This window comes from Streptomyces sp. NPDC048734, assembly GCF_043198675.1.
In the GTDB taxonomy this organism is placed as follows: domain Bacteria; phylum Actinomycetota; class Actinomycetes; order Streptomycetales; family Streptomycetaceae; genus Streptomyces.
On record NZ_JBICUZ010000017.1, the window covers coordinates 68,329 to 92,251 of the forward strand.

Genomic DNA, 23,923 nt, shown 5'->3' on the forward strand with positions numbered 1-23,923 from the left:
CCAACTGCGGTGCGGTCGCTGCATGGGTCCCTCCCGCCGAGGGGCGGGAGGGCATGGCCCTCGGCGCGGCACGCGTACGTGCCGCGCCGAGGAGTCGTGCGGGGGTGGGGCGCCCGTCTCAGCCGGCGCTCTGGCGCAGTACGGCGACCTCGCGCGGCCCGAGGACCAGGGCGCCGTCGGTGCCGCCGGCGCCGACCAGGACGTCCCCGTCCAGTCCGGTCACGGGCACCGTGTCGTCGGTGCGGTTCACCAGGAACAGGAAGCGTCCCGCGTCCCCGCGCCGGACGGTCAGTTCGACCCGGCCGCGGGCCTCCGCCGGAAGCTCGCTGACGACCCCGGCCGGCTCCAGCAGCCGCGGCAGCAGCGACACCAGGCCGTCGACGCCGAGGCGGGTGGAGACGTACGACGCCGAGCCCTCGCCCGTGGTACGGCGGGTGACGGCGGGCCGTCCGGCCTGCGCGCCGGTGCGGTAGCCCGCCAGGACCTGCGTGTCGGTGTCGGCGACGGTGATCCGGTCGGTCCACAGGGTGCCCGTGGTCCCGTCGTCCAGCTCGACGCTCTCGCCGGCCAGCAGCGGCCCGAACTCCTCCACGCGGATGCCGAGCAGCTCGCGCAGGGCGCCGGGGTAGCCGCCCAGCCAGACGTGGTCGTTCTCGTCGACGACACCGGAGAAGTACGTGGTGATCAGGTGACCGCCCCGCTCCGCGTACCGGGTCAGCTCCTTGGCCAGCTCGGCGGGGACCACGTGCAGCACCGGGGCGATCAGCACCTGGTGGCGGGAGAGGTCGGAGCGGGTGGTGACGAGGTCGGCGCGGACGCCGAGGGCGAGGAGCGCCGAGTACCAGTCGAGCGCCTCCTGCCGGTAGTCGAGCAGGGCGGTGGGGTGCGAGTCCTGCTCGCTGGCCCACCACGACTCCCAGTCGTACAGGATGCCGACCCGGGCGGTCTCCCGCTCGGTCCCGGCGACCGGCGCGAGGGTCTTCAGGGTGTCGCCGAGCGCGGTCACCGCGCGGAACAGGTCGCTGTCGGCACCGGCGTGCGGGACCATCGCCGAGTGGTACTTCTCGGCGCCGGCCGCCGACTGCCGCCACTGGAAGTAGCAGACCGCGTCCGCGCCGTGCGCCACGTGCAGCAGCGCGTCGCGGGCGAGCTCGCCGGGCCGCTTGGCCACGTTGACCGGCTGCCAGTTCACGGCGCTGGTGGAGTGCTCCATCAGGAACCAGGGCCGCCCGGCGGCGATGCCGCTCGTCAGGTTGGCGGAGAAGGACAGCTCGTCGCGGTCCTGCGGTCCGGGGTGGACGTAGTGGTCGTTGGAGACGAAGTCGATCTCGTCGGCCCACTCCGCGTAGTTCATGCCCTTGGTGTTGCCCATCACCATGAAGTTCGTGGTGGCCGGCACGTCGGGGGTGATCTCGCGCAGGATCTCCCGCTCGGCGCGCAGGTAGTCCTTCAGCGCGTCCGAGGAGAAGCGCTTGAAGTCCAGCTGCTGCGTCGGGTTGGGGTGCGAGGCGGCCAGCCGCGGCGGCAGGATCTGCTCCCAGTCGCTGTAGCGCTGCGACCAGAACGCCGTGCCCCACGCGTGGTTGAGGGCCTCCAGCGTGCCGTAGCGGGCGCGCAGCCAGCTGCGGAAGGCGCGGGCCGCGTCGTCGGAGTAGTCGTAGACGTTGTGGCAGCCCAGCTCGTTGGAGATGTGCCAGGCGATCAGCGCGGGGTGGTCCTTGTACCGGGTCGCCAGCTCCCGCACCAGCCGCAGGGCGTGCTCGCGGAAGACGGGGGAGGTGGGACGCCAGTGCTGGCGGGCGCCCGGCCACACCGTCTCGCCGTTCGCCGTCACCGGCAGGATCTCCGGGTGGGCGGTGGTCAGCCACGGCGGCGGGGAGGCGGTCGCGGTGGCCAGGTCGACACCGATGCCGTTCGCGTGCAGGAGGTCCATGACCTCGTCGAGCCAGCCGAAGTCCCAGGTGTCGTGGCTGGGCTGGATCCGGGCCCAGGAGAAGATCGCCACGGACACCACGGTGACGCCGGCCTCGCGCATCAGCCGGACGTCCTCCTCCCACACGTCCCGGGGCCACTGCTCGGGGTTGTAGTCGGCGCCGTAGGCCAGTCGGGGGGCGGGGTCACCGTCCGCTCCGCGGCGGCGGGAGTGGAGGGTGGAGATCATGGCGGTCCTTCCGGGGTGTGGTGCACGGGGGCGGCGCGGGTTTCGCCCGCGCCGCCCTGCGTCTGGTGCTGTCCTACTTCTCGACGGTGAAGCCCTGCTCCTCGGCGTACTTCACCGAGGCGTCCTGCCAGGCCTTCAGACCGTCCACGAGCTTGGTGTTCGAGACGTAGGCCTTGCCGACCGTGTCGTTGAAGATCGAGTGGGCGTACTGCTGGAACGGCAGGTACGACCAGTCGCTGGCGACGTTCGCGGCGGACTCGGCGAAGATCTTGTTCGCCTCCTGGCCACCGAGGTAGTCGAACTTGGTGCTCTGGAAGTCGGCGGACTCCAGCTCCGCCTTGGTGGCGGGGAAGGCACCCTGCTTGACGCGGGTCTGGACGCCGTCACCGGAGTTCGCGTACTCCACGAAGGCGTAGGCGAGTTCCTTGTTCTTGCCGAGCGAGGGCAGGGTCAGCGAGCTGCCGCCGTTCTCCGCGCTGGCCTTGTCGCCCTTGGTCCAGGCCGGCATCGGGGCCGCGCGCCACTGGCCGGCCGCGTTCGGCACACCGGTGACGAAGTTGGCGGGCATCCAGGCGCCGGTGGTCAGGGTGGCGATGCTGCCGTCGCCCAGGCCCTTGTACCAGTCGTCGGTCCAGCCGGTGACCGGGGCGAGGAGCTTCTCGTCGATGAGCTTCTGCCAGGTCTCCGCGTACTTCTTGGCCTTGTCGTCGCTGAAGTCGATCTTCACGTTGGTGCCGTCGACCTTGTACGGACGCGAACCGGCCTGCCACAGCATGCTGGTGGTGAAGCCGGCGTCGCCGGTGTCGTTGGCGATGAAGACCTTGGGGTCGGCCTTGTGCAGCTTGCGCGCGGCGTCGACGTACTCGTCCCAGGTGGTCGGGACGGCGATCTTGTACTTGTCGAAGATCTTCTTGTTGTAGAACATCGCCATCGGGCCGGAGTCCATCGGCAGGCCGTAGACCGCCTTGTCCTCGCTCACGGCGTTCCACGGACCGGGCGTGTACTTGGACGCCAGCTTGTCGGCGCCGAAGGGGGCCAGGTCGGTGAGGCCCTTGCCCAGGGCGTACTGGTTCACCGCGAAGTACTCGACCTGCGCGACGTCCGGGACGCCCTTCGCGGCCGAGATCGCGTTCGACAGCGCGGTGTAGTGCTTGTCGCCCGACCGCTCGCTGACGAGGTTGATCTTGACCTTCGGGTACTTCTTCTCGAAGTCGGCGGCGACCGTCTTCAGCGTGGGCTCCCAGGACCACACCGTCACGGTGCCGCCCTTCTTCAGGGCCGCCTGGACGTCCGAGGAGGAGACCGCCTTCTCGGCGGAGTCGTCGTCCGAGCCGCCGCAGGCGGTGGCGCCCATGGCCACGGCCGACAGGAGGGCGATGCCGCGCAGCAGGCGGCCGGTGTTTCTGCGCATGAGGGTGTTTCCACTTCTTCGTGGGTGGGACGGGGTGAGGGTGGTGGTGCGTGATGTGGGGTTTGGGGGGGCGGCCGGGGAGCCGCCGGGTCACTCCTTGACGCTGCCCGCGGCGAGACCCGACTGCCAGTACTTCTGGAGCAGCAGGAACGCGGCGATGAGCGGCAGGATGGTGAGCAGCGAACCGGTGATCACCAGGTTGAAGATGACCTCGCCGCCGACGGTCTCGGCCTGGGAGTTCCACGCGCTCAGACCGAGCGTCAGCGGGTACCAGTCCGCGTCCTTGAGCATGATCAGCGGCAGGAAGTAGTTGTTCCAGGTGGCGACCGTGGTGAACAGCAGCACGGTCACGATGCCGGGGGCGAGCAGCGGCAGGGCGACGGTGAAGAAGGTCCGCGCCTCGCCGGCCCCGTCGATGCGGGCCGCCTCGAGGAGTTCGGTGGGGATGGCCTCGGTGGCGAACACCCACATCAGGTACAGGCCGAACGGCGAGACCAGTGAAGGGATGATCACCGCCCACGGTGTGTCCGTCAAGCCCATCTTGCTGAACATCAGGAAGGTGGGCACCGCGAGGGCCGTACCGGGGACCGCCACCGCGCCGATGACCGTGGCGAAGATGCCGCGCTTGCCGGGGAAGTCGAACTTCGCCAGCGCGTAACCGCCGAGGACCGCGAGGAGGGTGGCCCCGCCGGCGCCCAGCACCACGTACATCAGGGTGTTCAGCAGCCAGCGCCCGAACACGCCGTCGTGGTAGGTGAACGTGTCGCGGATGTTGTCCCACAGCGCGAAGTCGTCGGCGAACCACATCCCGGACGAGTCGGCCAGACCCGCCTGCGTCTTGGTGGCGTTGATGGCCAGCCAGATCAGCGGCACGACGGTGTAGACGACGATCAGCGAGGTCAGCACCGTCAGCAGCACGCTGCGCTTGGGCTTGTCGGGGGAGTGTCTGCGCGTCTTGCGCAGCCGAGGCGCGCTGCGGCCGGGACCGGAGGTCTTGGCGGGTGCGGCGGAGGAGGCGGTGGTGAGAGGGCTGCTCATCGGGTCACGCTCCCTTGCGCATGCCGCGCAGCTGCACGACGTAGGCGATCACCATCGTGATCAGGCCCATGATGATGGCCACCGTCGCGGAGTAGTTGTGCTGCTGGCCGTTGAAGGACAGCGAGTACGTGTAGAAGTTCGGCGTGTAGTCGGTGGTGATGGCGTTGCGGGCCAGCGGCCGCAGGATGTTCGGCTCGTTGAACAGCTGGAAGCTGCCGATGATCGAGAAGATCGTCGCGATGACCAGGGCGCCCCGGATCGCGGGCAGCTTGATCGCGGTGATCACGCGGATCTGTCCGGCGCCGTCGATCTCCGCCGCCTCGTACAGCGAGTTCGGGATGACGCGCAGCGCCGAGTAGAAGATCAGCATGTTGTAGCCGACGAACTCCCAGGTGACGATGTTGCCGATCGAGGCCAGCACCAGGTCGGGGGAGAGCGGGTCGGGCAGCGAGACGCCGAACGCCCCGTTGATGTCACCGACCAGGCCGTACTTGGTGCCGTACATGAAGCCCCACATGAGGGTGGCGACCACGGCGGGCACCGCGTACGGCAGGAAGATCGTGATGCGGAAGAAGCTCTTGCCGTAGAGCCGGCCGCTGTCGAGCGCCAGGGCCACCAGCAGGGCGATGCCCAGCATGATCGGCACCTGGATGACCAGGAACAGCGACACCCGTACGAGCGAGTCCCAGAACTGGTCGTCCTGCAGCGCCTGCGTGTAGTTGTCGAAGCCGACGAACTGGTTGCCGCCGATGAGCTGGTCCCGGAAGAGGCTGAGATAGATCGAATACACGATCGGCGCCAGGAAGACCAGGGCGAACACGGCCACGAAGGGACCGATGAAACCCCAGCCCGTCCACGAGCGGCGGTCCCGTTTCGCCGGAGGGGGCGCCGGCCGCGGCTCGGCGGCCACCGGCGGTTGCAGCGTCGTCATGTCGTTCCTCGCTCATCCAGTCCTGGAACAGGCGGTGTCGTACGGACGTACCGTGCGCACCGCCACGATGTTTACGCAAACATCAAGCCATCCGGAAGAGCCGGTGGGCTGTTATGTTTACGTAAACATCTGATGGCGGCATGTCTACACTGCCCCGATAACCATGGTCAAGGGTCACCTGGACCCCGGAAGCTGCGACAGAGAAAACAGGGGGCGATGCGTGGAGATGGCTGAAAGGGCCCCGGCGGGCGAAGCCGGGACGGCCATGGGCGCGGTCGGGGGCGTTCAGGAGCCGGGCGCCGTGGTAAGACGTGCTCGTGGCCGCGGCCGGGCCACCGCCTCGATGGCGGACGTGGCGCGTCTCGCGGGTGTGTCCTCGCAGACGGTCTCCCGGGTGTCCAACGGTTACGCCGGTGTGAACGAGGAGACCCGGCAGCAGGTCCTCGCCGCGATGAAGGAGCTGGGCTACCGGCCCAACAGCGCGGCCCGCGCCCTCAAGCGCGGCGAGTTCCGCACCATAGGCGTGATCACCTTCACACTGTCCACGACCGGCAACATGCGCACCCTGGACGCCATCGCCACCTCCGCCGCCGCCGAGGGCTACGCGGTGACGCTGCTGCCGGTCGCCGTGCCCACCCAGGACGAGGTGCGCGGCGCGTTCTCCCGCCTGGAGGAGCTAGCGGTCGACGCGGTCATCGTCATCATGGAGGTCCATCTGCTGGACGCGGCCACCGTCACCCTGCCGCCGCACGTCCAGGTCGTGGTCGTCGACTCCGACGCCGGCAGCAACTACACCGTCGTCGACACCGACCAGTGGGGCGGCACCCGCGCGGCCGTCCAACACCTCCTGGACCTGGGACATCTGACGGTGTGGCACCTGGCGGGTCCGGCGGACTCCTTCGCCGCCCAGCGCCGCGCCGACGCCTGGCGCGGAGCGCTCACCAACGCGTCCCGCCCCGTCCCACCCCTCGTCCGCGGCGACTGGTCGGCGGAGTCCGGCTACCGCGCCGGCCTCGAACTCGCCGCCCGCGAGGAGTGCACCGCCGTCTTCGCCGCCAACGACCAGATGGCCCTCGGCCTGCTGCGCGCCCTGCACGAGCGTGGCCGGCGCGTCCCCGAGGACGTCAGTGTGATCGGCTTCGACGACATCCCCGAGGCCGCCTCCTTCCTGCCCCCGCTGACCACCCTCCACCAGGACTTCGCCGAGGTCGGCCGGCTCTGCGTCCAGGCCGTCCTGCGCAAGATGCGCCGCGACGGCCCCCAGCGTGGCACGACCCTCGTACCGACCCGCCTGGTCCTGCGCGAGAGCACGGCACCACCGCCGGGCGTCGTTCCCGGGGGGCTGCCGCCGGCCGCCGGCTCAGGAGAGGACTGAGGCGGACCGGACCGGGGCCCGCCGTCCGCTGCCCGGCGGACCCGCAGCCCTGCCGCCTGCCCGCCCGGCAACCCCACTGCCCGCCGTCCGGCAGACCCGGCCCACCACCTGAGGGCCCGGGGCGTTCACGCGGGCCCCGGCCCTCTACACCAAGTCCAGCTCCAAGTCCCGTTCGCCCGCCGCTCGGGCCGCTGTGCGCCAGGCGACCGTGACGGCGGTGCGGGCGGCCGCCGTGCCGGTGCGGGCCTCCGCGGGGAGTCGCGTCGGGGCGCCGACGTGGACGTGGCAGTGGGGGCGGCGCAGCGGTGCCGTGAGGGCGCCCGCCATCTGCTTGGCGGTCGAACCCGAGGAGATCCGCCGGGCGCCGACGTGGCCCACCGGCACCACCAGGGCGCCGGAGACCTGCGCGAGGCGGGCGAGTCCGGTGCGGAAGGCCTCCGGCGGCCCGGGCGCCGCGTCCCTGCGGTCCGGCAGCCCGCCCTCGCCGTAGAGCAGGACGTGCCGGCCGCCGGCGAGGGCATCGGCGGCGGCGTCGAGGGCGTGCGCGGCGCGTGCGGAGCGGCGGTGGACGGGGATGTGCCCCTCGCGGGCCAGCATCCGGCCGAGCACCGGCACCCGCCAGAGCCCCGCGGTCGCCATCACCACGGGCTCCACGCCGAGTCCGCGCAGCGCGGCCAGCACGACCGCGGGGTCGGCCAGGGAGTCGTGGTTGGCGGCGAAGATGGTCCCCGCGGACAGGCGCATCCGCAGTTCACTGGTCACGGTGAGGCGCCCGAACAAGGGCACCAGGACGGAGGCGGCACGGACGAGCACGGCGGGCCCTTTCCGGTCGGGGGCGGGTGAGTGAGCCCAGTCTCGTGGCGGCGCGGCGACCGCGCCTGAGTACGGCTACTCAGACACCCGTACGACTTCTGCGAGTTGAGCCGTGTCCACGGCCCGGTCCGGGGCATCCGCAGAACGACGGACCCGACCGGGCCGACACCGGCACCCACTACCCGAAGGGACGGACCTCGTGCTGGCCATCATCGCGGCGGTGGCGTTCTTCATCGCCTTTCTGATCAACGCGGCGGAGATCTCCACCAATGACGCCTTCACCTCCACCAACATCATGCTGCTCGGACTGACCCTGCTCGCCCTGCACGTCGGCGGCATCGGCGCGGGCTGGTCGGCGCGCGGCCGCAGACACTGAAGACACCTTCGGGCGGGCCCGCCCCCGGACTCGGGGGCGGGCCCGCCGACGTGTGCGCGAGGGGGAGGAGGGGAGGCCCGGTGGCCGTGCCGTACGCGGAGCCCGTCGGGCGGCCCGGCCACGGTGCGGGCGGGCGGCGGCCCCGTGCGGCCCCACGTCTCCGCTTCCGGGACACCCCACGTCCCCGTTCCCCGGACACCCCGCCGATCGGGGCAGGTTCGGCAGCGTTCTGATGGCCGGGCGGAACTCGGGGTAGCCGGGGAGGAAACCCAGGAAAGGATCGCCATGACGACCTACGTGATCAGCGTCCCCGGCACCTTCACCACCGGCGTCGACGCGGACACCCGGGCCCGGATCGGCCGTTCCCTCAGGCCGACCGACCCGCACCGCACGCAGATGGGGAACGCCGAGGACCTCGACGCCCTCTCCCTGAACGACGACGACACGTTCACCATCCGGCTGACCGTGGAGGCGGACAGCGCGCCGCACGCCGAGGAGAGCGCGCGGCTGCTCGCGCAGTCGGCGCTGCGCGAGTCCGGCCTGGACGAGAGCGACGCCCCGCTGGGCCCGGCGGCGGTCACGGGCATCGACTCCGACATCTGAGCCCCGCCCCGCGCGAGCGCGGCCGGTACGACGTCCGAGCCCCGCCCCGCGCGAGCGGGGGCGGGAAGGGGCTTCCGGAAGGCCTGCCGCGCGCGGGGACGCCGGAACCTGTGTCCCGAACGTCTGCCGCGAGCCGTACCGGGCACACGCAGGAACCAGGACACGACCACAGGGAGGACAGCGTGAGCGAATACCGAGGGCACAGCGTCCCGACCGCCGGACACACGCCCGACGACGACCTGACCGGCTACCAGGTGGACGCCACGGACGGCCACGCGGGCAAGGTCAGCAAGTACTCGGCCGACCTCGGTCCGCAGTTCCTGGTCGTGCGCACCGGCGTCTGGCTCCTCGGCAAGGACGTGGTGGTCCCGGCGGACGCCGTCATGGGCGTCGACCACAAGGCGCGCATCGTGCAGGTCTCCCGGACCAGGGAAGAGGTGCGGTCGGCGCCCGCCTTCGACGCGGACACGTACCTGGGCGACCCCCGCCACCGTGACCAGCTCGGCGGCCGGCACGGTTCAGGACACTGATCCGCGCCGCCCGCCGGGCGGCCGCGGGCCGGGCCCTCTCGCGGACCGGCCCCCTGACGGGGAAAGATGGGACGGCGAGCGACGGATCAACCCAAGCGGAGGAACGGACCATGCAGCACGAACGAGCGGGTCGGCCGGCCGGCCCCGAGGACCTCGTCGACGTGGCCCGGCTGGTCACCGCGTACTACGCGCTGCACCCCGACCCCGCCGACCCGGCGCAGCGGGTGGCCTTCGGCACGTCCGGGCACCGCGGTTCCTCCCTGAACACGGCGTTCAACGAGGACCACATCGCCGCGACGAGCCAGGCCATCTGCGAGTACCGCACCGCGCAGGGCACCGACGGCCCCCTCTTCCTGGGCGCCGACAGCCACGCCCTGTCCGAGCCCGCCCGGGTCACCGCCCTGGAGGTGTTCGCCGCCAACGACGTGACGGTGCTCATCGACGCCGCCGACGGCTACACACCCACCCCGGCCGTCTCGCACGCCATCCTCACCCACAACCGGGGCCGTACGGAGGGCCTCGCGGACGGTGTGGTCGTCACCCCTTCGCACAACCCGCCGGGTGACGGCGGCTTCAAGTACAACCCGCCCAGCGGCGGCCCGGCCGGCTCGGACGCGACCTCCTGGATCCAGGACCGCGCCAACGAGATCATCGCGGCCGGCCTGAAGGACGTACGCCGCGTCCCCTACCGCCGGGCGCTCGCCGCCCCCGGCACCGGCCGCCACGACTTCCTCGGCGCGTACGTCGCCGACCTGCCGGCCGTCCTGGACCTGGACGCGATCCGTGCCGCGGGCGTCCGCATCGGCGCCGACCCGCTCGGCGGGGCCTCCGTCGCCTACTGGGACCGTATCGCCGAGGAGCACCGGCTCGACCTGACCGTGGTCAACCCGCTCACCGACCCCACCTGGCGGTTCATGACGCTGGACTGGGACGGCAAGATCCGCATGGACTGCTCGTCGCCGTACGCGATGGCCTCGCTCATCGACCAGCGGGACCGGTTCCACATCGCCACCGGCAACGACGCCGACGCCGACCGGCACGGCATCGTCACTCCGGACGCGGGCCTGATGAACCCCAACCACTACCTGGCCGCCGCCATCGCCTACCTCTACGCGCACCGCGAGCAGTGGCCCGAGCACACCGGGATCGGCAAGACCCTGGTGTCGTCCTCCATGATCGACCGGGTGGCCGCCGACCTCGGCCGCCGTCTCGTCGAGGTGCCCGTCGGCTTCAAGTGGTTCGTGGACGGCCTGGTCGACGGCTCGCTCGGCTTCGGCGGGGAGGAGTCGGCCGGCGCGTCCTTCCTGCGCCGTGACGGCTCGGTGTGGACCACCGACAAGGACGGCATCATCCTGGCGCTGCTCGCCTCCGAGATCACCGCCGTCACCGGGAAGACCCCCTCGGAGCACTACGCGGCCCTGACGGCCCGCTTCGGCGAGCCCGCCTACGCCCGGATCGACGCCCCCGCGACCCGTGAGGAGAAGGCGCTGCTGGCCAAGCTCTCGCCCGCGCAGGTCACCGCGGACACGCTCGCCGGAGAGCCGGTCACCGGCGTCCTCACCGAGGCGCCCGGCAACGGCGCGGCCATCGGAGGCATCAAGGTGACCACCGAGAACGCCTGGTTCGCCGCCCGCCCCTCCGGCACGGAGGACGTGTACAAGATCTACGGCGAGTCGTTCCTGGGCCCCGACCACCTCCGCCGGGTGCAGGAGGAGGCCCAGGACGTGGTGACGGCGGCCCTCGGCGGCTGACGGCTGACGGTAACGGCTGCCGCACAGGCCGTGCCTGGTCGGCGCCGTGTCGTGTCGGGCCGCCCCCCCCGTCGGGCCGGTCCGGCGCCCCGTCGGGCCGTGCCGCGCCGCGGGCGACGGTGAAGCGGAACGCTCCGTCGCCCGCGCCCACGGCGTCAGCCACACGCGTCGGTCCTCCCGCACCAGCCGCAGCGCCACGTGCGCGCAGCCGGGGCGGCGGGCGGGTGCGGCCCGGCTCGGGGGGCACAGCGGTGCAGCTCCGAAAGAGGCCCCGAGCGGGCGCACCGCGGAACGAGAGCGAAAGCCGGGTGCCGCCCGCGGCACCCGGCGCCCCGTGCACCAGGGGGCGGCGGCCGTGCGCTCCCGGACAGCCCGCCCCGGCCCACCGCTCCCGACCGCGGACCTGTCGGTATCATCCAGTAAACGTAAAAGGTGAGTTTCGCCCCGAAGGGGCTACCGTCCTCTCCGGAGGGAGCCATGTCCCGCAAGCGCCCGACGGACGACGGCGACGAGTTGCTGGCCAGGCTCGGTTCGCTCACCGCCCAGGCGCGCGAACGCGCGGAGCTGCAACGCTCCCGCGTCGAACTCGCCGTCGCCCTCCAGCGCGGCATGCTCCCCAGGGACCTGCCCACCGCACGCGGCTACCGGCTCGCCGTCCGGTACGCGCCCGCCCACCACGGCCTCAACGTGGGCGGTGACTGGTACGACGCCTTCCGGATGGCCGACGGCCGCATCGGCCTGTCCATCGGCGACGTCCAGGGCCACAACATCGAGGCGACCGCCTTCATGGGCCAGGTCCGCGTCGGCCTGCGCGCCCTCGCCTCCGTCACCGGCGAGCCCGGCGAACTCCTCGCCGCCACCAACGACCTGCTGCTCTCCCTCGGCGGCGACCTCTTCGCCACCTGCACCTTCATACGCCTCGACCCGGCGACCGGCGTGCTGGAGAGCGCCCGCGCCGGTCACATCCCGTGCGTGTGGGCCACGGCGGACGGCAGGTCCGGCATCGCCGAGGACGAGGGCGGCCCGCCCCTCGGCGTCCTGGCGGGGATGACGTACCCGGTCACCCGCCACCGGCTCACCCGGGGCGGGGTGTTCGTCCTGCTCACCGACGGCGTCGTGGAGGGGCCCTCGATGAGCGTCGACGAGGGCCTGGACCAGGTCGTGCGGCTCGCCGGCGTCGCCGCCGGCGCCGGCCTGGACGCCCCCGCCCTCGCCACCGCCGTGATGAGGGGCGCCGAGCGCGTCGGGCACGAGGACGACGCCGCCGTCCTGGTCGTCGGACGCGACGGTGTGGACGACGACGAACGGGGACGGCGCGTTCAGCCATAGGGCGGGTACCCGCGCCTCCCGTCTCGCCGTGGGCACGGGCCCGGTGTCTGATGGCTGCTGTGGTGGGTACCAGCGATCTGCGTCGGCCGGCCGTCCTCGCCGCCGAGACGGCGGCGGTCGCGGCCTGCTACTACGCGGCCGGAAAGCTGGGCCTGCTGCGGCAGCTCGTCGTCGAGGGTGCGATCTTCACCCCCATCTGGCCGCCCTCGGGCGTCGCCGTGGCCTGCCTGCTGATCCTCGGACTGCGCTGCTGGGCCGGCATCACGCTCGGGGCGCTGCTCGTCATCCTGTCGCTCACCTCACCCGACCTCGCCATCGTCTTCAACCTGGCGGGCAACACCGCCGCTCCCGTCTGCGCCTACCTGATGCTGCGCAGGGTGGGCTTCCGCAACGACCTCTCCCGCTTACGCGACGGTCTCGCCCTGGTGTTCCTCGGGGCGCTGACCGCGATGCTGATCAGCTCGACCGTGGGCGTCGGGATCCTCGTGCTCACCGACCGTCTGCCCGCGCACGCCTTCTGGCCCGTCTGGCTGGCCTGGTGGGTCGGGGACGCGATGGGTGTCCTCATCGTCACGCCCGTCCTGCTCATTGTGCACGCCGCCCGCCGGCCGCCGCCCCTGACCCGCTGGAAGGAGGCCACCGGCCTGGCCGTCATCGCCCTCGCGGTGATCCCCCTGGCCACGAACAGCTCCGTCAGTCTGCTCTTCCTCGTCTACCCGCTGCTGATCTGGGCGGCCCTGCGCTTCCAGCTCGCTGGCGGCATGCTGTGCGCCCTGTTCACCTCGGTCCTCGCCACCGTCGCGGCCACCGACGGGGTCGGCCCCTTCGCGCACCTGACGCGGACGGAGGTCATGGGCAAACTCCAGGCCTTCAACGGCACCATGGCCCTGACCGCCCTGCTGCTCTCGGCCCTCATCACCGAACAGCGCAACACCCGCCGCTCGGTGGAGCAGGCCTGCCAGGAACTGGTCGAGGTCGTGGAACACCTCACGGCGGGCGACACGCCGCACGGCCGGCTTCAGAAGGGAACGGAGGACGATCCGCCCCGCGAACCCTAGGGCAGGGGTGGCATCCGGCGCGCGGGACGGCACCCGGACGACCGGGGTGAGGAACCCGACACCACCGACGGGCACGCCGTCCGGCCGGTTCGCCGCCCGCACCGGCCCGCGGGGCGCGAACTCCCCGGGAACCGACGTCACCACCACCGCGGGCGGGATGCCGCAGACCAGGGCCGTCTCCCGGGCTCCGGGCCGGCCGCGGCGGGCCCCGGCCGGGGCATGGCATGATCGTGCGCATGCGTGAACGAGTGGTGGCCGCGTGCGACGGGGCCTCGAAGGGAAACCCCGGTCCGGCGGCCTGGGCCTGGGTGATCTCCGACGGCTCCGAGGCCCCGGCCCGCTGGGCGGCCGGCCCGCTCGGCAAGGCCACCAACAACGTCGCCGAACTCACCGCCCTGGAACGCCTGCTGGCCGCGGTCGACCCCGACGTACCGCTGGAGATCCGCATGGACTCGCAGTACGCCATGAAGGCCGTCACCACGTGGCTGCCCGGCTGGAAGCGCAACGGCTGGAAGACCGCCGCGGGCAAGCCGGTCGCCAACCAGGACCTGGTCGTGCGCATCGACGAACTGCTCGACGGCCGCACGGTCGACTTCCGTTACGTGCCCGCCCACCAGGTGGACGGCGACAAGCTGAACGACTTCGCGGACCGGGCCGCCAGCCAGGCGGCGATCGTCCAGGAGCCGGCGGGCAGCGCCCTCGGTTCGCCCGAGCCGCCGCCCGCCCCCGACGTCCCGGCGAAGTCCGGCGCACGCCGCAAGGCCGCCGGGGGCACATCGCCCCGGCGGCCCGGCGGTTCGTCCGCACGCACGATCAAAGCCAAGTTCCCCGGCCGCTGCGCGTGCGGGCGGCCCTACACGGCGGGGGAACCGATCGCCAAGAACGATCAGGGCTGGGGCCACCCGGACTGCCGCACGGCGGCCGCCGGGTGACCGTGGCGGCACCGGTCAGACGACCGCGCCGCGCCAGCCGCCGGTCTCGAGACCGCGCTCCTCGATGAACTCCTTGAAGCGCTTGAGGTCACCCTTGGTCTGCCGCTTCACGAAGCCGAGCTTGTCGCCGACGGTCTCGGCGAGACCCTCGGGTTCGAAGTCCAGCTGCAGCATGACCTTCGTGTGGTCGGCGTCGAGGCGGTGGAAGGTCACCACGCCGGCCTGCCGGGCCTGTCCGGACACCGTCGTCCAGGCGACCCGCTCGTCCGGGATCTGCTCGGTGATCTCGGCGTCGAACTCACGGTGCACGCCGTTCACCGCCGTGACCCAGTGGGTGAGCGTGTCGGTGCGCTGTTCGACGCGCTCCACCCCGCCCATGAACTCGGGGAACGTCTCGAACTGCGTCCACTGGTTGTAGGCCGTGTGCACCGGGACACTGACCTCGATGGATTCCTCGACCTGCGTCACGGTCGTCTCCTCCTCGCTCTCGTCGGGTACGTGGCGCCCGGGTACCCGTGACCCCGGTGGCCAATCCGGCCTCTGTCAGGCGGAGTCGAAGGCGTAGTGCGGGGTGTGGTCGAGCAGGTCCGCCGGGGTGGTGTCGTTCCACGGCTTCATGGTCTCGTGCAGGTCCACCACGTCCGGTGTCCCCGCCGCCGGGAGGTACCCCGCCCCCGGGTGCCGCCGCTGCCACGTGGCCCACAGCTTGTCGATGTAGGCGTGGTGCAGCCAGAACACCGGGTCGTTGGGGGAGACCCCGGTGGCCATCTGGCCGCCGACCCAGACGTGCACCCGGTTGTGCAGGTTCACGCCCCGCCATCCCTCCAGATGGTTGCGGAAGCCGTCCGAGCCGCTGTTCCAGGGCGCCATGTCGTACGTCGGCATCGCGAGCACCGAGTCGACCTCGGCCCGCGTCGGCAGCTCACGCACCCCCGCCCCCAGCGCGCGCCGCAGATAGCTCCGCCCGTCGACCCGCACCCCGATGGGCCAGTTGCCGCCGGACGCGGCGAACGGGCCGTCCATCACCCGCCCGTCCAGGCTGCGCCCGGTGCCGCCGAGGAAGTCCGGCGCCCACAGCGAGGAGCGCGTCGAGCGGTCGGCGGACCAGTCCCAGTACGGCAGTGCCACCGACGCGTCCACGGACTGGAGCGCCCGCTCGAACTCCAGCAGGAATCTGCGGTGCCAGGGCAGGAAGGACGGTGAACGGTGCCCGGTGCGCTCGCCGTCGTCGGTGTCGCCGACGATGAACGCGTTGTGCGTGGTGACGAAGGCGTCGTAGCGGCCGCTGCGCTTGAGTTCGAGGACGGCGGCGACGAGGCGGCGCTTCTCGTCGGCGGTCAGGGACGCCTGGTTCTTACGGACGGTCATCTGCGTGGTGCTCCAAGTGTGCTTGCGGGAAGGTCAGTTGGTCGGGAACGGCAGCAGCCGGGCGCCCTGCAGCTCGTCGACCGCGGTGCGGGCGGCGGCCCGTGGCGTGGGCACCGGGTCGTAGTGGCCGACCACGCTGATCCAGCTGCCGTCGGCGTTGCGCATGACGTGCAGCTCCACGCCGTCGACGAACACCGCGTAGCCGCCGCCGTGGTGACCGCCGCCGTGGCGAGCGCCCCCGGTGGTCGGCCGGCCCTGTATCCGGCGTCCCTTGTAGACCTCGTCGAAGGCGGTGGGGAAGCCGGAGGGGGCCGCGGAGGCGGGCGAGGCGGGCGAGTCGGGCGAGCCCGCGTGGTGATCGCCCGGGGCGGCGTTCGCCGCGCTCGCGGCGGCTGTGCCGGCGACACCGGCGGTCACGGCGAGGGCGGCCGCGGTGGTGAGCGCGCGACGACGGCTGAGTTCCGGCATGCGGGACCTCCTGGGGTGCGTTCGGTTGACGACCCCGCATGCCTATCTGCCGACCGGGGAACGGGAGAAATCCCTCAGGACGGGTTGGCTCCGATCCGGACGATCGACAACAAGACGTGCAATCTTCAATGAAGATGATCTTGCTGTCGGCCGGGTGCCGCGCACCGTGGAACGGGCAATTCCTTTCCCCGGGAGGGGCCCTTCCGGTGATCCTTCGCGCGCGACCGCTCCGCCGGTGGTGTGGCTCACGTGGGGAAAGTGACGGAATCACGAAGAAGGCCCCACCGTGACCGGTCGCGGCAACTGCTACTCTGCGTCGTCAATCGACCGCATTTCGTCATTCCCGGGAGCGTGCGTGAAGGTCGCCTGCGTCGGTGGCGGGCCCGCCGGCCTGTACCTCGCCATCCTGCTCAAGCGGCAGGACCCGTCCCACGACATCACCGTCCACGAACGCGACCCGGAGGGCTCGACCTACGGCTGGGGCGTCACCTACTGGCGAGGGCTCCTCGACCAACTCCACGCCCGCGACCCCGAGTCGGCACGCGCAGTCGAGGAGAACTCCGTCCGCTGGAACCAGGGCGTCGCCCACGTACGGGACCTGGTGACCCGTCAGCCCGGCGACGAGGGCCACGGCATCGGCCGCCACAAGCTCCTGGAGATCCTCGCCGCCCGCGCCCGCGCACTCGGCGTCCGCCTGGAGTTCGAGCGCGAGATCACTGCCGACACCCTGCCCGACGCGGATCTGGTCGTCGCGGCCGACGGCGCGCACAGCGCCCTGCGCACCCGTCACGCCCAGCACTTCGGCGCCCGGCTGACGCCCGGCCGCAACCCGTACGTCTGGCTCGGCACCACCAAGGTCTTCGACTCCTTCACCTTCGCCTTCGTGGAGACCGGCCACGGCTGGATCTGGTGCTACGGCTATCCGTTCAGCTCCGAACGGAGCACCTGCGTCATCGAGTGCTCCCCCGAGACCTGGACCGGACTCGGCCTCGACCGGGCGATGGACGCCGACGCGACGGCACGGCTGGAGAAGCTGTTCGCGCACGTCCTCGACGGCCACCCCCTGATCGGCCGCGCCCGCGGCGACGGCGGTGCCGCCTGGCTGACCTTCCGCACCCTGACCAACCGCGCCTGGCACCGGGACAACGTCGTCCTGCTCGGCGACGCCGCCCACACCACCCACTACTCCATCGGCGCCGGCACCACCCTCGCGCTGGAGGACGCCTTCGCGCTCGCCGACGCCCTGCGGGACGGCCCCCGCCTCCCGCAGGCCCTCGCCCGCTACGAGCGCGACCGCACCGCGGCCCTGCTGGCCCCGCAGAGCGCCGCCCGGCACAGCGCCCAGTGGTACGAGAACCTCGACCGCTACATCGGCCTGCCCCCGGAGCAGATGTTCGCCCTGCTCGGGCAGCGCCACTCACCCCTGCTGCCCTACGTCCCGCCCCAGCTGTACTACCGGCTCGACAAGGCCGCCGGGCAGCTGGAAGCCCTGCGCCGCCTCAAGCGCTGGCTCGGCCCCCGGCTCGCCAGGACCGCGCAGAGCAGGACCCCGGCCGCCCGCGAGCAGCACCGGGGCACACCGCGCTGAGCACGGCCCCGCCGAGGAGACCGCCGACCGCCACGCCCCGCCGACCGCCACGCCCCGCCGGTCCGGGTACCTCCGCCGGTCCGGGTACCCCCGCCGTCCGGCCCGTGCCGACGGACGAACCGCAGGTGACGGACCGGACCGGTCGGTTCCGCACCCGGCCGTCGCGGATGACAGACTGCCCCCATGGACGAGCGCGAATTCGGCAGGTCTGGTCAGCACGCATCCGTCATCGGTCTCGGCACCTGGCAACTGGGCGCCGACTGGGGTGACGTCGACGACAAGGAGGCCCTGACGGTACTGGAGGCGGCCGCCGAGTCGGGCGTCACCTTCTTCGACACCGCCGACGTGTACGGCGACGGCCGCAGCGAGCAGACCATCGCCGCCTTCCTGAGCGGACGGCCCGACCTGCACGTGCTGGTCGCCACCAAGATGGGCCGCCGTGTCGACCAGATCCCCGAGAACTACGTCCTCGACAACTTCCGCGCCTGGAACGACCGTTCCCGCCGCAACCTCGGCGTCGACCGCATCGACCTGGTGCAGCTGCACTGCCCGCCCACCCCCGTCTACTCCACGGACGAGGTCTTCGACGCCCTCGACACCCTGGTGGCGGAGGAGCGCATCGCCCACTACGGCGTCAGCGTGGAGACCTGCGCCGAGGCCCTCACGGCGATCGCCCGGCCCGGCGTGGCCAGCGTGCAGATCATCCTCAACCCGTTCCGCATGAAGCCGCTGCAGGAGGTGCTGCCCGCCGCCCGCGAGGCCGGCGTCGGCATCATCGCGCGCGTGCCGCTCGCCTCCGGCCTGCTGTCAGGCAAGTACACCAAGGACACCGTCTTCCCGGCGAACGACCACCGCACCTACAACCGGCACGGCGAGTCCTTCGACCAGGGCGAGACCTTCTCCGGCGTCGACTACGCCACCGGCGTCGAGGCCGCCGCCGAGTTCGCCGCCCTCGCCCCCGAGGGGTACACCCCGGCCCAGCTCGCGCTGCGCTGGATCGTCCAGCAGCCCGGCGTGACCACGGTGATCCCGGGTGCCCGCTCACCCGAACAGGCCCGCGCCAACGCGGCCGCCGCCCGCCTGCCCGAGCTGTCCGAGGAGACCCTGACCGCGATCCGGGACCTGTACGAGCGGCGGATCGAGCGGCAGGTCGAGGGCCGCTGGTAGCCGGAACCGCGACCGGGGAGGAGGAAAACACCGATCAGGGGGTACTCGCCGGGAGAACATTCACTCGAACCGGGGAGGACACGTGGGTACCGCAGTGGGGGACGAGCGTCGCAGAGGCCGTGACGAGACCGAGGAGGAGAGAGCCGACCGCAAGTGGGGGGAGCTGATCCAGGAGGTCCGCGTCGCACAGACGGGCGTGCAGATCCTCTTCGGCTTCCTGCTCACCGTCGTCTTCACCCCGCGCTACGCGACGCTCGGGGACACCGAGCACGCGATCTACATCGTGACGGTCGTCCTGGGCGCCTGCGCGACGGGTGCGCTGATAGGACCGGTCTCCCTGCACCGCCTGGTCTCCGGGCGGCGGGTGAAGCCCGAGGCGGTCACCTGGGCCTCCCGGATGACCTTCACCGGCCTGGTGCTGCTGCTGGCCACGATGACCTCCGCCCTGCTGCTGATCCTGCGGGTGGCGACCCACAACGCCTACGTGCCCTACCTGGTCACCGGGGTGGTCGCCTGGTACCTGCTGTTCTGGTTCGGCATCCCGATGTGGACCCGGCACCGCTACACCTCCCGCTGAGAGGCCTTCCGGACGGCGGCACGAGCGACCCGGGAGCACATACGGCCACCGCTCGTGCCGCCGTCCGCCGCCCGTGGCCCGGTCCGCTGCCCAGTCAGTGGCGCGGGTCGCGCGGAATCAGGCGAACGCCTCGCGCAGCGCCGGCAGCAGCGTCTTCTCCGACCAGTCCAGATACGCCGGCTGCGCGTCACCCCCGATCTGCACCAGGGCGACCTCGGTGAACCCGGCCTCCGCGTAGGGGCGGACCGCTTCGACGAAGGCGTCCGGGTCGTCGCCGCAGGGGATCGAGGCGGCCACGTCGTCCGGGGTGACGAACTGGGTCGCCGCCTCGAAGGAGTCCGGGTGCGGCAGCTCGGAGTTCACCTTCCAGCCGCTGCCGAACCAGCGGAACTGGGCGTGCGCCCGCCGCACCGCCGTGTCCCGGTCGGGGTCGTAGGAGACCGGCAGCTGGCCCACGCGCGGCTTGCCCGCACCGCCGTGCCGGTCGAAGGACTCCAGCAGCCCCGGCTTGGGCTCGGTGGCGATCACCAGGTCGGCGAGGCGGCCCGCGAGCGCGCACGACTGCTCCCCGGAGACCGCGATGCCGATCTCCGGCGGCTGGTCGGGCAGGTCCCACAGGCGGGCCGAGTCGACGTCGAAGTGCGTGCCGTGACGCGTCACGTGGCCGCCCCCGAAGAGCGCGCGGATGATCTCCACGGCCTCCTCGAGCATCTCGTGCCGCACGTTCACGGGCGGCCAGCCGCCGCCCACCACGTGCTCGTTGAGGTTCTCCCCGGAGCCCAGCCCCAGTCGGAAGCGGCCCTCGGACAGCAGCTGCATCGTGGCCGCCTTCTGCGCCACGATCGCCGGGTGGTAGCGGACCGTGGGACAGGTCACGTAGGTCATCAGCGGGATGCGGGAGGTGGCCTGGGCGGCGGCGCCCAGCACGCTCCACGCGTACGGCGAGTGCCCCTGCGACCGCAGCCACGGGAAGTAGTGGTCCGAGGTCACCGAGAAGTCGAAGCCGACCTCCTCGGCCCGCACCAGATGGCCCACCAGCTCACGGGGGCCGGCCTGCTCGGTCATCATCGTGTACCCGATTCGCACCATGGGTGCCGGGTCCCCCGGCGGACGGGGAGGAAACGGGCCGCGGGCGGGACGGGAAATCCCCCGGTGCCCGCCCGGCGCACGGGGAAGGATGCGGGCATGAGCGCCCGTCCCCTGCCTTCCGGCACCCCGTCCGCCCAGGGCGTCGACGCCTCGGGCGTCCTCGCCTTCCTCGACGCCGTCGAGGCGGCCGAAACCATCGAGCCGCACAGCCTCATGGTCCTGCGGCACGGCCGTGTCGTCGCCGCCGGCTGGTGGGCGCCGTACGCGCCCGACCGCCTCCACCTGCTGTACTCGCTGAGCAAGAGCTTCACCTCCACGGCCGCCGGGTTCGCCGTGGCCGAGGGGCTGATCGGGCTCGACGACCCGGTGATCTCGTACTTCCCCGAGTTCGACGCCGACGTCACCGACCCCCGCAGCCGCGCGATGCGGGTACGGCACGTGGCGTCGATGGCGAGCGGACACGAGGCCGAGACCCTGGACCGGGCCCGCGCCCTCGACCGCGACGACCTCGTCCGCGGCTTCCTGCTGCTGCCGCCGGACCGCGACCCGGGCACGGTCTTCGCCTACAACCAGCCCGCCACCTACACCCTCGCCGCGATCCTCCAGCGCGTCACCGGCCAGTCGCTCACCGCCTACCTGCGGCCCCGGCTGCTGGACCCGCTCGGCTTCGGCGAGGTCGCCTGGCTGAGCGACCGGACGGGCCGCGAGCTGGGGTTCAGCGGCCTGCACGGCACCACCGACGCGATCGCCCGACTGGGGCAGCTGTACCTGGACGAGGGCCGCTGGGAGGGGCGGCGGCTGCTGCCGCCCAAGTGGACCGCCGAGGCGACCCGCGAGCACGTGCCGACCGCGGGAACCATGGGCGACGCCGACCGGCCGGACTGGGACCGCGGGTACGGCCTCCAGTTCTGGCGGTCCCGGCACGGCTACCGCGGCGACGGCGCCTACGGCCAGTTCTGCCTCGTCCTGCCCGAGCACGACGCCGTCGTCGCCACCACCGCGGCGACCCCCGACATGCAGGGCCTGCTCGACCTCGTCTGGAAGCACCTCCTGCCGGCGTTCCGCCCCGCCCCGCTGCCCGGCCCCCGGGACGCCGACGCCGCACTCGCCGACCGCCTCACCCGCCTCGCCCTTCCGCCGGCCCCCGGAAAGCCCGCGCCGCCGGAACACGCGCGGGAGTGGCGGGACGCCGCCTTCACCCCGTACGGCGGTGTCTGCGCCGACCGGCCGAGCCTCACCGGTGTCACCGTCACGGCGGACGGCGACGGCTGGACGCTGGTCCTCGCCGAGGGTGACGACCGCCTGACGGCGCGCCCGGGCACCGGCGCCTGGACCGTGACCGAGGAACCCGTGCCCCTCGCGGTGAGCGGCGGCTGGAGCGACGGCGACACCCTCACCGCGGACCTCGCCCTCCTGGAGACCCCCCACCGGCTCCGGGTGACCTGCGCCCTCCCGGACGGCACCTTCACCGCCCGCTGGGCCACCCAGCCGCTGCACGGCGGCCCGCTGCGCGGGATGCGCGCGCCGCGCGGGCCGGTCCCGTCCGACGGAACCCGGGGCCCCGTCCGGATCAGGCCGGACCGGGCCGGAAGGTCGTGAGGAAGGCGTCCAGGGCCCGCCGGTTGGCGGTGGCGTCCCAGTCGGCGGCGGGGGTCGTCCAGCGCAGGGAGAAGCCGCGGTGGCCGCCGAGCAGGAAACCCCGGCCGAAGGTGCGCACCCGGGTGCCGTCGACGTCGACGAGCCACTCCATGTCGGCCGCCTCGTACCCCTGGTACGTCGTCGCCTCGATCGCCCCGATCCGCTCGAACCCCCCGGCCTTGCGCAGCCCCGGCTCCACGTCCTCGCGCCAGACGGCCACCGGGTCCGGGCCGACCCGCTCGCTGTAGGTGACCGCGAGGGTGCGCGGGTCGCCCTCGGCGCCGAAGGTGACCCGGTAGGCGAGGTCCCCGGAGCGCGCGGTGTCCAGCCGGGTCCAGCCCGCGGGGAGGGCCACGGAGAAGCCCTCGGGCGCCCGGAGGACCCGGAAGCCGGCCGGCGGGGTCCCGGCGGTGGCCGGCGGGGACGCGGCCGTGGGGGTCGGAGCCGGGGCCGGACCGGTGCTCGCGTCCGGGGAGGTGGCGGGCGGCGAGGAGGGGACCGAAGGGCTGGGGCTCGGCGCCGGCACACCGGTGACTCTGTCGGCGCCGTCCTCGCCGGGCGGGGCGCCGGGCGAGGGCGGCCGGGACTGCGCGCTGTCCGACGCCGTCTGTTCGACGCCGGGCAGCTGGCCCGTCGCGGCCAGCGCGGCGACCGCCACCGTCACCACCGCCAGCGCGGTCCCGGCCGCCACCACCCGCCCGCTCCACCGCGGACCGGCGACCCGTGCGACGGCGTACGCCCGCCGCGGCCGGGGCGCGGGCACGGCGTGCGCGTTCTCGTCCAGGGCGCGGACGAGGTTCCGGCGCGCCGTCGGCCGGGTCGTCCGCTCCCGCGAGTCCTTGCGCAGCAGGCCCTGGACGGCGGGACCGAGCGGGCCGGACCGCAGGGGGGTGCGCAGCGGCAGCCGGTCCACGCCCTTCAGCGTGGCCTCCGGCCGGTCCCGGTCCCGGTAGGGCGGCCGGCCCTCGACGACCGTGTAGAGGATCGCGCCCACCGCCCACAGGTCGGCCGCCGGTCCGATGCGTTCGTCACGTGCCTGCTCGGGGGAGGCGTACGCCGGGGCCGCGAGTCGCGGGGCGAGGGTCGCGCCCGCGAGGCCGAAGCCGGTGACGACGACCGGTCCGCGCGCCCGCACGAACACCTGACCGGGGCTCAGTTCGCCGTGGGTGATGCCCTCGCCGTGGGCCGCCTCCAGCACGTCGAGCAGTTCCAGCCCGATCCGGGCGGCGCGGGCGGGCCGCAGCACGCGCCGCTGCTCGATCAGCTGGCCGAGGGGGAGGCCGTCGATCCACTCCGTCACGGTCCACAGGGAGCCCGCCTCCGCGAGGGCGTCGAGGACGCTGGCTACCCGGCCGGGACACACCCGGGCCATCGTCTCGGACATCCGCACCACGCGCTCGGCGGCCCGGTGCGCGTCCTCCTCGGCGAGGTCCGCGGGCAGCCCGACCCGGGTGACCAGACACGGCCGGGAACCCGCCGGCCCGTCGGCGTACTCGCCGTACCAGCTGACGCGGTTCGTCTCGCGGTGGACGACGTCGAGGAGCCGGTACCGACCGGCGACCAACTCGTGCGTGGAGACGTGCGCCTTGACCATGGTCATCCCTCGCTGAACCCCGGCTGCTCACCTTTCCCAGTGGTACGGCGGTCGAGAGGGTGCGCGTTCAAGAGCGGGCGACTCGGGCGGGATTTCTGTCTTTCATTCAAAAACGGCGTGCGCCTG

At 72.7% G+C, this 23,923-nt stretch carries 22 protein-coding genes; 12 read left to right on the forward strand and 10 right to left on the reverse strand.

Going from position 1 to position 23,923, the window contains the following annotated elements; genetic code table 11:
- Nucleotides 1–118: 118 nt before the first annotated feature.
- The 4 genes from ACGFQC_RS31380 to ACGFQC_RS31395 all read right to left on the reverse strand — a co-directional run bounded on the left by ACGFQC_RS31380 (nucleotide 119) and on the right by ACGFQC_RS31395 (nucleotide 5,541).
- Nucleotides 119–2,161 carry a beta-galactosidase gene (locus ACGFQC_RS31380; RefSeq protein WP_363089973.1) on the reverse strand — a complete coding sequence of 681 codons (2,043 nt, stop codon included), beginning with the start codon at nucleotides 2,159–2,161 and terminating at the stop codon, nucleotides 119–121.
- 73 nt (nucleotides 2,162–2,234) lie between these two features.
- Entirely contained in the window at nucleotides 2,235–3,572 is a 1,338-nt protein-coding gene (locus tag ACGFQC_RS31385) for a sugar ABC transporter substrate-binding protein (RefSeq protein ID WP_363089972.1), read from the reverse strand.
- Nucleotides 3,573–3,662: 90 nt separating this feature from the next.
- Nucleotides 3,663–4,610, reverse strand: a complete 948-nt coding sequence (locus ACGFQC_RS31390; RefSeq protein ID WP_363089971.1) for a carbohydrate ABC transporter permease — start codon at nucleotides 4,608–4,610, stop codon at nucleotides 3,663–3,665.
- A gap of 4 nt (nucleotides 4,611–4,614) precedes the next feature.
- On the reverse strand, nucleotides 4,615–5,541 hold the full coding sequence (locus ACGFQC_RS31395) for a sugar ABC transporter permease (RefSeq protein WP_363089970.1): 927 nt from the start codon (nucleotides 5,539–5,541) through the stop codon (nucleotides 4,615–4,617).
- A 265-nt stretch (nucleotides 5,542–5,806) separates the two neighbouring features.
- On the opposite strand from ACGFQC_RS31395, the gene ACGFQC_RS31400 reads away from it, so the two are divergent.
- Nucleotides 5,807–6,916: a LacI family DNA-binding transcriptional regulator gene (locus ACGFQC_RS31400; protein WP_393289015.1), complete on the forward strand. Its 1,110-nt coding sequence runs from the start codon at nucleotides 5,807–5,809 to the stop codon at nucleotides 6,914–6,916.
- A gap of 144 nt (nucleotides 6,917–7,060) precedes the next feature.
- On the opposite strand, the gene ACGFQC_RS31405 is transcribed toward ACGFQC_RS31400, so the two are convergent.
- Nucleotides 7,061–7,729, reverse strand: coding sequence for a lysophospholipid acyltransferase family protein (locus ACGFQC_RS31405; protein WP_363089969.1), 669 nt, complete (start codon nucleotides 7,727–7,729; stop codon nucleotides 7,061–7,063).
- Between the two features lie 199 nt (nucleotides 7,730–7,928).
- Here ACGFQC_RS31405 and ACGFQC_RS31410 point away from each other — a divergent pair, with 199 nt between their 5' ends.
- The 7 genes from ACGFQC_RS31410 (at nucleotide 7,929) to ACGFQC_RS31440 (ending at nucleotide 14,308) form a co-directional block, all read left to right on the forward strand.
- On the forward strand, nucleotides 7,929–8,105 hold the full coding sequence (locus tag ACGFQC_RS31410; RefSeq protein ID WP_363089968.1) for a hypothetical protein: 177 nt from the start codon (nucleotides 7,929–7,931) through the stop codon (nucleotides 8,103–8,105).
- 285 nt (nucleotides 8,106–8,390) lie between these two features.
- Nucleotides 8,391–8,708, forward strand: coding sequence for a hypothetical protein (locus ACGFQC_RS31415; protein WP_363089967.1), 318 nt, complete (start codon nucleotides 8,391–8,393; stop codon nucleotides 8,706–8,708).
- 182 nt (nucleotides 8,709–8,890) lie between these two features.
- Entirely contained in the window at nucleotides 8,891–9,238 is a 348-nt protein-coding gene (locus ACGFQC_RS31420) for a PRC-barrel domain containing protein (protein WP_363089966.1), read from the forward strand.
- Between the two features lie 110 nt (nucleotides 9,239–9,348).
- Nucleotides 9,349–10,989, forward strand: coding sequence for a phosphoglucomutase (alpha-D-glucose-1,6-bisphosphate-dependent) (gene pgm / locus ACGFQC_RS31425; protein ID WP_363089965.1), 1,641 nt, complete (start codon nucleotides 9,349–9,351; stop codon nucleotides 10,987–10,989).
- A gap of 477 nt (nucleotides 10,990–11,466) precedes the next feature.
- The gene (locus ACGFQC_RS31430; protein WP_363089964.1) at nucleotides 11,467–12,318 is read left to right on the forward strand and encodes a PP2C family protein-serine/threonine phosphatase; all 852 of its coding nucleotides are present in this window, start codon (nucleotides 11,467–11,469) and stop codon (nucleotides 12,316–12,318) included.
- Nucleotides 12,319–12,377: 59 nt separating this feature from the next.
- Complete coding sequence (locus ACGFQC_RS31435; RefSeq protein WP_393288998.1) at nucleotides 12,378–13,376, forward strand: MASE1 domain-containing protein; 999 nt, start codon at nucleotides 12,378–12,380, stop codon at nucleotides 13,374–13,376.
- Between the two features lie 224 nt (nucleotides 13,377–13,600).
- The gene (locus tag ACGFQC_RS31440; protein ID WP_363089962.1) at nucleotides 13,601–14,308 is read left to right on the forward strand and encodes a ribonuclease H; all 708 of its coding nucleotides are present in this window, start codon (nucleotides 13,601–13,603) and stop codon (nucleotides 14,306–14,308) included.
- Between the two features lie 15 nt (nucleotides 14,309–14,323).
- Here ACGFQC_RS31440 and ACGFQC_RS31445 read toward each other — a convergent pair whose 3' ends face one another.
- The 3 genes from ACGFQC_RS31445 to ACGFQC_RS31455 form a co-directional block, all read right to left on the reverse strand.
- Nucleotides 14,324–14,776 (reverse strand): SRPBCC family protein, encoded by a 453-nt coding sequence (locus ACGFQC_RS31445; protein ID WP_363089961.1) that lies wholly within the window; start codon nucleotides 14,774–14,776, stop codon nucleotides 14,324–14,326.
- A 75-nt stretch (nucleotides 14,777–14,851) separates the two neighbouring features.
- Nucleotides 14,852–15,676, reverse strand: a complete 825-nt coding sequence (locus ACGFQC_RS31450) for a tyrosinase family protein (protein ID WP_363089960.1) — start codon at nucleotides 15,674–15,676, stop codon at nucleotides 14,852–14,854.
- Between the two features lie 33 nt (nucleotides 15,677–15,709).
- Nucleotides 15,710–16,144 carry a tyrosinase cofactor gene (locus tag ACGFQC_RS31455; protein WP_363089959.1) on the reverse strand — a complete coding sequence of 145 codons (435 nt, stop codon included), beginning with the start codon at nucleotides 16,142–16,144 and terminating at the stop codon, nucleotides 15,710–15,712.
- A gap of 355 nt (nucleotides 16,145–16,499) precedes the next feature.
- Here ACGFQC_RS31455 and ACGFQC_RS31460 point away from each other — a divergent pair, with 355 nt between their 5' ends.
- The 3 genes from ACGFQC_RS31460 to ACGFQC_RS31470 all read left to right on the forward strand — a co-directional run bounded on the left by ACGFQC_RS31460 (nucleotide 16,500) and on the right by ACGFQC_RS31470 (nucleotide 19,476).
- On the forward strand, nucleotides 16,500–17,732 hold the full coding sequence (locus ACGFQC_RS31460) for an FAD-dependent monooxygenase (protein ID WP_363089958.1): 1,233 nt from the start codon (nucleotides 16,500–16,502) through the stop codon (nucleotides 17,730–17,732).
- 183 nt (nucleotides 17,733–17,915) lie between these two features.
- Nucleotides 17,916–18,899, forward strand: coding sequence for an aldo/keto reductase (locus ACGFQC_RS31465; protein ID WP_363089957.1), 984 nt, complete (start codon nucleotides 17,916–17,918; stop codon nucleotides 18,897–18,899).
- Between the two features lie 82 nt (nucleotides 18,900–18,981).
- Nucleotides 18,982–19,476: a DUF6328 family protein gene (locus ACGFQC_RS31470; protein ID WP_363089956.1), complete on the forward strand. Its 495-nt coding sequence runs from the start codon at nucleotides 18,982–18,984 to the stop codon at nucleotides 19,474–19,476.
- 117 nt (nucleotides 19,477–19,593) lie between these two features.
- On the opposite strand, the gene ACGFQC_RS31475 is transcribed toward ACGFQC_RS31470, so the two are convergent.
- A complete protein-coding gene (locus ACGFQC_RS31475) occupies nucleotides 19,594–20,565 on the reverse strand; it encodes an LLM class F420-dependent oxidoreductase (RefSeq protein ID WP_363089955.1) in 972 nt (323 codons plus the stop codon).
- 96 nt (nucleotides 20,566–20,661) lie between these two features.
- Between ACGFQC_RS31475 and ACGFQC_RS31480 the strand changes: the two genes are divergently transcribed.
- Complete coding sequence (locus tag ACGFQC_RS31480; protein ID WP_363089954.1) at nucleotides 20,662–22,164, forward strand: serine hydrolase domain-containing protein; 1,503 nt, start codon at nucleotides 20,662–20,664, stop codon at nucleotides 22,162–22,164.
- Here ACGFQC_RS31480 and ACGFQC_RS31485 read toward each other — a convergent pair.
- Nucleotides 22,136–23,803, reverse strand: coding sequence for a serine/threonine-protein kinase (locus tag ACGFQC_RS31485; RefSeq protein ID WP_363089953.1), 1,668 nt, complete (start codon nucleotides 23,801–23,803; stop codon nucleotides 22,136–22,138). The genes ACGFQC_RS31480 and ACGFQC_RS31485 overlap by 29 nt on opposite strands.
- Nucleotides 23,804–23,923: the final 120 nt, after the last annotated feature.

Excerpts from the sequence above, each read along its gene's own strand:
- ACGFQC_RS31380 (WP_363089973.1), bottom strand. The coding sequence starts at position 2,161 with ATGATCTCCACCCTCCACTCCCGCCGCCGCGGAGCGGACGGTGACCCC.
- ACGFQC_RS31385 (WP_363089972.1), bottom strand. The coding sequence starts at position 3,572 with ATGCGCAGAAACACCGGCCGCCTGCTGCGCGGCATCGCCCTCCTGTCG.
- ACGFQC_RS31390 (WP_363089971.1), bottom strand. The coding sequence starts at position 4,610 with ATGAGCAGCCCTCTCACCACCGCCTCCTCCGCCGCACCCGCCAAGACC.
- ACGFQC_RS31395 (WP_363089970.1), bottom strand. The coding sequence starts at position 5,541 with ATGACGACGCTGCAACCGCCGGTGGCCGCCGAGCCGCGGCCGGCGCCC.
- ACGFQC_RS31400 (WP_393289015.1), top strand. The coding sequence starts at position 5,807 with ATGGGCGCGGTCGGGGGCGTTCAGGAGCCGGGCGCCGTGGTAAGACGT.
- ACGFQC_RS31415 (WP_363089967.1), top strand. The coding sequence starts at position 8,391 with ATGACGACCTACGTGATCAGCGTCCCCGGCACCTTCACCACCGGCGTC.
- pgm (WP_363089965.1), top strand. The coding sequence starts at position 9,349 with ATGCAGCACGAACGAGCGGGTCGGCCGGCCGGCCCCGAGGACCTCGTC.
- ACGFQC_RS31430 (WP_363089964.1), top strand. The coding sequence starts at position 11,467 with ATGTCCCGCAAGCGCCCGACGGACGACGGCGACGAGTTGCTGGCCAGG.
- ACGFQC_RS31440 (WP_363089962.1), top strand. The coding sequence starts at position 13,601 with ATGATCGTGCGCATGCGTGAACGAGTGGTGGCCGCGTGCGACGGGGCC.
- ACGFQC_RS31450 (WP_363089960.1), bottom strand. The coding sequence starts at position 15,676 with ATGACCGTCCGTAAGAACCAGGCGTCCCTGACCGCCGACGAGAAGCGC.
- ACGFQC_RS31455 (WP_363089959.1), bottom strand. The coding sequence starts at position 16,144 with ATGCCGGAACTCAGCCGTCGTCGCGCGCTCACCACCGCGGCCGCCCTC.
- ACGFQC_RS31465 (WP_363089957.1), top strand. The coding sequence starts at position 17,916 with ATGGACGAGCGCGAATTCGGCAGGTCTGGTCAGCACGCATCCGTCATC.
- ACGFQC_RS31475 (WP_363089955.1), bottom strand. The coding sequence starts at position 20,565 with ATGGTGCGAATCGGGTACACGATGATGACCGAGCAGGCCGGCCCCCGT.
- ACGFQC_RS31480 (WP_363089954.1), top strand. The coding sequence starts at position 20,662 with ATGAGCGCCCGTCCCCTGCCTTCCGGCACCCCGTCCGCCCAGGGCGTC.
- ACGFQC_RS31485 (WP_363089953.1), bottom strand. The coding sequence starts at position 23,803 with ATGACCATGGTCAAGGCGCACGTCTCCACGCACGAGTTGGTCGCCGGT.